Origin of the sequence: Lutibacter sp. (assembly GCF_040883305.1) — a bacterium.
Lineage (GTDB): Bacteria > Bacteroidota > Bacteroidia > Flavobacteriales > Flavobacteriaceae > Lutibacter.
Window position 1 is genome coordinate 1 of the sequence record NZ_JBFLKT010000086.1, and the last position, 6,103, is coordinate 6,103.

The 6,103-nt window shown below is 29.3% G+C and carries 5 protein-coding genes and 1 pseudogene; 1 reads left to right on the forward strand and 5 read right to left on the reverse strand.

The genetic code is table 11. The features are described from left to right. Positions 1–969: pseudogene (gene prfC / locus AB1Z17_RS02675) on the forward strand (peptide chain release factor 3); the annotation flags it as partial. A 6-nt stretch (positions 970–975) separates the two neighbouring features. On the opposite strand, the gene AB1Z17_RS02680 reads toward prfC, so the two are convergent. The 5 genes from AB1Z17_RS02680 to AB1Z17_RS02700 form a co-directional block, all read right to left on the reverse strand. Then, positions 976–3,420 carry a helix-turn-helix domain-containing protein gene (locus AB1Z17_RS02680; RefSeq protein ID WP_368050245.1) on the reverse strand — a complete coding sequence of 815 codons (2,445 nt, stop codon included), beginning with the start codon at positions 3,418–3,420 and terminating at the stop codon, positions 976–978. Positions 3,421–3,477: 57 nt separating this feature from the next. After that, positions 3,478–4,266, reverse strand: coding sequence for a polyphosphate kinase 2 (ppk2, locus tag AB1Z17_RS02685; RefSeq protein ID WP_368050246.1), 789 nt, complete (start codon positions 4,264–4,266; stop codon positions 3,478–3,480). Between the two features lie 2 nt (positions 4,267–4,268). Next, positions 4,269–5,126: a polyphosphate kinase 2 gene (gene ppk2 / locus AB1Z17_RS02690; RefSeq protein ID WP_368050247.1), complete on the reverse strand. Its 858-nt coding sequence runs from the start codon at positions 5,124–5,126 to the stop codon at positions 4,269–4,271. 4 nt (positions 5,127–5,130) lie between these two features. Beyond that, positions 5,131–5,853, reverse strand: a complete 723-nt coding sequence (locus AB1Z17_RS02695; protein ID WP_368050248.1) for a sulfite exporter TauE/SafE family protein — start codon at positions 5,851–5,853, stop codon at positions 5,131–5,133. A 1-nt stretch (position 5,854) separates the two neighbouring features. After that, positions 5,855–6,103: FixH family protein (locus AB1Z17_RS02700; protein WP_368050249.1), on the reverse strand; the 249-nt coding region annotated here is incomplete at its 5' end.

Consider the following 6,103-nt stretch of genomic DNA (forward strand, 5'->3'; position numbering starts at 1 on the left):
AACACTCCAGAACTCGATACTATTATTGGCGAAAAATGGGCTAATAATTTACGTGATGATTTAGAAATTATGCACGAAGTGTATCCAGATTTTGATAAAGAAGCCTATTTAAAAGGTGAACAGCAACCTGTGTTTTTTGGTTCCGCTTTAAATAATTTTGGTGTAAAAGAATTGTTAGATTGTTTTATCGAAATTGCTCCATCTCCACAACCAAAAAAAGCTGAAGAGCGTTTGGTAAATTCTAAAGAGCAAACATTAGCTGGTTTTGTGTTTAAAATTCACGCCAATATGGATCCAAATCATAGAAATAGATTGGCTTTTATAAAAATTGTTTCAGGAACTTTTAAACGAAATGCCCCTTATTTACATGTGCGTTTAAATAAAAAAATGAAGTTTTCTAGTCCAAATGCCTTTTTTGCAGAAAAGAAAGAAATTGTAGATGAATCTTTTCCTGGAGATATTGTTGGAATACAAGATAGTGGTAACTTTAAAATTGGTGATACACTTACCGAAGGTGAAATCTTAAATTTTAAAGGAATTCCTAGTTTTTCTCCAGAACATTTCCGCTATGTTAACAATGCAGATCCTTTAAAATCTAAGCAATTATTTAAAGGTTTAGATCAATTAATGGATGAAGGTGTAGCGCAATTATTTACATTAGACTTAAACGGAAGAAAAATAATTGGAACTGTTGGAGCACTTCAATACGAAGTAATTCAATACCGTTTAGAACACGAATACGGTGCTAAATGTAGCTACGAAAATTTACCTGTACACAAAGCTTGTTGGGTACATCCTGAAGATCCTAAAAATGAAGAATTTAAAGAGTTCAAAAGAGTTAAACAACGTTTTTTAGCAAAGGATAAACAAGGACAATTAGTGTTTTTAGCAGATTCATCCTTTACAATCCAAATGACACAAAGTAAATATCCTACCGTTAAATTGCATTTTACAAGTGAGTTTGATTAGTGAATTTTAGCTTTTAGAATTCTCTAAATCATTTAAAACTAAACGCAAATCGATGTAAGAATACTTTTCATCTAATTGGTGTTTTAAATCGGATAGATTTTCAAAATTTAAGGTAGGAATAAGTTCTTTTAACTCTTTAAAATTACTTTCTGAGATTAAATCTGTGACTTTTACTTCTCTTGAAGCTATAAAAGCTGCGAGATGTTCTGTTATGGTTCCCACGGTTAAGCCTCTTTCTTTTGCAATTTCAAAAACAGTTTTTCCAGACTTAAACAATTCTAAAGTGATTTTTTTACTAGCTCCTTTTTGTTGTTTTGGTTTAGTTTCTTCAAAAATTTCTATTTCATTTGACACTTCAATATCATTTTCAATCCAATAATCTCCAATAACTTTTAAAATAGCATCGCCATATTTTTTAACCCTAATTTTACCAAAACCATTCACTTTTAAAAGTTCATTTTTATTAGTTGGTAAGGTCTCACACATTTCATACAAAGATTTTTGCGTAAACACCTGAAAATGAACTAAATTATTATCTTTTGCAATGGAATCTCTCAACTCACGTAAACGTTCAAATAACTGAATATTTGATGTTCCATCAATAACAATTTTACGTGTTTTCTTAGATTTTTCTTTGTTTAAAAAAACTGCCTTTGCTCTTAATTCTAAAAACTTTAATGTTTTAAATTCTGTAGATAAATTTTTAAAGTAAACTAATTTAGTAGCTAAAAGCTCTTCAATTGTATCTAATTGTTTATCAATATCTTTTTCAATAGCTTTATTATCTGTTGTATAATTAAAAGCTTTATAAGGTTCATTTATACTGGTTGTAATTTGTTCATTAAAATATTCAACAGCTTTAATAAAACGTTCCTGAATAGCAGTATTAGCTTCTGGTTCTGTTTCAGATTTAGCTAAAGTTTGTAATTGTGCTTTAAAATTGTTTGCAATTTTCAACAAATTTGTAATTGTATCTTTTATACTAATAAAGGTTGTTTCTAAATTCCCTTCAATACTAGTTCTATTTTTATAAAATAAGTCCAAAACACGATTAACGGGTTGAAGAAAATTAAAAACATCGAATAATTCCGCAATTAAATTCAACTGAAATTCTGATTTAGATTCTTGTAAAACTCGGTCGTCCGGCTGGTTTTCTGCTGCATTTTTATTAAACGAAATTACATTGCTATCACTAATAATCTGACTAGAGTTTATACTGCTTTTTAACACCAAACCTTCTAAAGATTTACATCTACTTAATGCTACATAGGTTTGTCCATGTGCAAAAGCAGCTTGTGAATCTATTATAGCTTTTTCAAAAGTTAACCCTTGACTTTTATGAATAGTTATAGCCCAAGCCAATCGCAATGGTATTTGTGTATATGATCCTATGCTGTTTTCTGAAATTTCTTTAGTTTCTGTATGTACCGTATAATTTATATTTTCCCAAATTTCTGGTTTAACTATAATGTTGGCATCATCGTTTGGACATTTTACAATTACTTCATCTTTATCCATAAAAATTACCTTTCCAATTTTACCATTAAAGTAGCGTTTTTCAGGAGAGCTGTCATTTTTTATAAATAGTACCTGTGCCCCCACTTTTAAAACCAACTCTTCTTTATTTGGATAAGAAAATTCCGGGAATTTACCTTCAATTTTTGCAGTGTAAGTTTGTGCTTTAGTTTTTAATTTATTTAATGCAAGTATATTCGTTTTTTCTGCTTTATTGTTGTGTGTTGTTAAGTCTATATAACCATCATCTTCATTTGGAACAAAATCTGGCAAATAACGTTTGTTTAATTCATCAGCTGAAGCTTGGGAAAGTGTATTATTTCTAATTTCATTTAAAATTTCAATAAACTTTTGGTTATCTTGTCTATAAACGTGCTTTAACTCAACAGTAATAGGTTTGCATTGTTGGTAAGAATGACTACTAAAAAAGAAGCCATTTTTATAAAAAGGTTTTAATAATTCCCATTCGTTTTCTTTAATTACTGGCGATAATTGTTGTAAATCGCCAATCATTAATAACTGAACACCTCCAAAAACTTTGTTTCTATTTTTAAACCGTCTTAATGTTTTATCTATTCCATCTAACAAATCTGAACGCACCATACTTATTTCATCAATAACTAATAAATCCATTGATCTAATAATATTGATTTTAGTTTTGCTAAATTTTCTATTGAAACTAGAAGTTTTGTTTTGTTCTGAATCTGGTAAAATGGGACCAAACGGCATTTGAAAAAAGGAATGAATTGTCATCCCTTTCGCATTAATAGCGGCAACTCCGGTTGGAGCAACTACAACCATGCGTTTTAAAGATTCATTCTTTAATTTGTGTAAAAAAGTAGTTTTACCTGTACCTGCTTTCCCTGTTAAAAATACATTTCGATCTGTATTATTAACAAAGTTCCAGACTAATTCTAATTCTTTATTTGTTTTCATTTTAGCAATTTTAGATTTAGCAAATCTGGAGAAAGAAAACGGTTGATACTTTACATTCTATATTTCAAGGTTTTTATCGTACGGAATACTTTTTAAAATATGATTGATTGCGTTTACTCTCGCAATTGTTTTTTTATTCGCTCTAATTATTTTCCAGCTAACGGCATTATTTACAGTTTTTTCAAACATTTTACTTTTATAATCCGTATAAACATCCCATAACTCTTGTGCTCTTTCATCAACAGGAGTCATTTTCCATTGTTTTAATGGATTATTTCTAATATCTTCAAAACGTTTTGCTTGTTCTTTTTTAGAAATAGACATATAAATTTTTACCAAACGAATTCCAGATTCGGTAATCATACGTTCAAAATCATTTACCTGATTCATAAAAATTTCATATTCTGCTTGCGTACAAAATCCATTTACAGGTTCAACTACTGCTCTATTGTACCAACTTCTATCGAAAAAAATAATTTCACCACCCTTTGGAAATTGATTCACATAACGCTGAAAATACCATTGTGTTTTCTCATCTAAAGTAGGTCTAGGTAAGGCAAGTTTTTTTATATGCCTTGGATTCATTCGTTCTGTTGCACGTCTAATAGCACCACCTTTTCCAGCAGCATCTCGACCTTCAAAAATTATAATAATTCGTTCGTTTTGATTAATAGCCCAAGTTTGTAATCTTATTAATTCAATCTGAAGCTTTTTTAAGCGTTTCTCGTACTTAACATATCTTACAGCTCTTTCTAAATTATACGGTTCTCTAGATAATAATGCAGTAAGTCCTTTGTTTGTATTAAGAATTTCTACGTTTTCTGGTGTTAAAGTAAACTCTTCCATAATTAATCTAATTGTTTTGATGAACGATGGTATCTCATAATAATATTTGGATCTGGTAATAAAGTTGTAAGTGCTTTATCTTTACCTTCGTAATTAAATTGAGATAATACATACCTAATACTTTCTAAACGTGCCACTTTTTTATTATTGGCCCTAACTATTATCCAAGGACTATAACTTGTATGGGTTTTACTAAACATTTGTTCTTTGTAATGCGTATAATCATCCCAAAGTTCTTGTCCTTTTCTATCTACAGGACTAAATTTCCACCTTTTTAATGGTGTTTCTATTCTTGCATTAAATCTGGACAACTGCTCGTCTTTTGAAATAGAAAACCAAAACTTAATTAGCACTAAATTATCTTCATAAAGCATATGTTCAAATTCTGGAACTTGTACCATAAAATTTTCGTATTGAGACTCGCTACAAAAACCCATAACTGGCTCTACCACGGCTCTATTATACCAACTTCTATCAAAAAATACAATTTCACCTGAATTTGGTAATTCTTTTATATAACGTCTAAAATACCATTGTCCACGTTCAACTTCTGTAGGTTTTGTAAGTGCGACTAAACGAGTAGATCTTGGGTTTAAATGCTCTGTAAACCTTCTAATATTACCGCCCTTTCCTGCAGCATCTCTACCTTCGAAAATAATTGCTACTCTTTTTTTATTTTTAGAAATCCAACGTTGTAATTTTACTAACTCAATTTGAAGTTTTTTGAGTTCATCTTCATAAAATAATCTATTTTTAACTTTATCAATATTAATATTTTTCTCATTAATAATTTCTAAAATTTCTTTATTAGAAGTTGCTCTTTCGAAATCTTCTTTTGTTAAACCTGGAGTGTTTGCCATACTATTATTCTGCCTTTTCAATGGTTATACAATCAGCTGGATTGTTTGATATTTGCAATTTTGCATCAGAAGGAGAGATATAAGGTATCCCTAATCCTAATCCTCTTAATATAAATAATAATCCTATAATAACAACAAAAACTGGAATTGCTTTTTGAATTTTATTTCTTAATGATAAATTTACAAAATTTCCTAAAAATATTGCACCTGTCATTAAAGGAATTGTTCCTATTCCAAAAATTGCCATATATAAAGAACCATTAAACGCATTACCCGTTGAAATTGAACCAAGTAGTGCCATATAAACTAATCCACAAGGTAAAAATCCATTAAAAAAACCGATTAGAAATAATGCTTTATTTGATTTTTTAGTTAAATACAAACCCAATTTTTGCTTAACTTTTCCTATAATCTTATATAAAGGTTTAGAAAAATTGTATTTATTAAATATAGATACTGGGATTAAAACAATGGCAATCATTACAACTCCCATTAAAATAGATAAACGCTGTTGAAAACCAGCTAAATAGAGTCCTTTACCTATAAATCCAAAAAGTAAACCAATTAAAGAATAGCTAAGAATTCTTCCAAAATGGTATAAAAATGTTTGAAATATTAATTTTGATTTAGATGTTCTATCAACAGGTAATACAAATGCAATTGGTCCGCACATACCAATACAATGAAAACTTCCAGCTAGACCTAAAACCAACGCAGTCCATAGCATATTAGTACATTATTTTTTCCTTGAACAAATACTTGTTTTCATCAACATTCCATTCAATTTTAACATCCCACCTCCCTTGAACTAAGGTTTCATTTTTAATCAAATATTGATTTGTCTCAAGTTTAATTGGAAGTTGAAAATCTATTTTATCATTTGATAATCTCTGAAAATAAATAGTTCCAGATATAGATGAAGGCTCAAATTCTTCTGGAAAGGCAAATAACAAGCCATCTATAGTTTTTTTTATAGA

Bases quoted from the DNA above. Each gene is read 5' to 3' on its own strand.
- AB1Z17_RS02680 (WP_368050245.1), bottom strand. From the start codon at position 3,420: ATGAAAACAAATAAAGAATTAGAATTAGTCTGGAACTTTGTTAATAAT.
- ppk2 (WP_368050246.1), bottom strand. From the start codon at position 4,266: ATGGAAGAGTTTACTTTAACACCAGAAAACGTAGAAATTCTTAATACA.
- ppk2 (WP_368050247.1), bottom strand. From the start codon at position 5,126: ATGGCAAACACTCCAGGTTTAACAAAAGAAGATTTCGAAAGAGCAACT.
- AB1Z17_RS02695 (WP_368050248.1), bottom strand. From the start codon at position 5,853: ATGCTATGGACTGCGTTGGTTTTAGGTCTAGCTGGAAGTTTTCATTGT.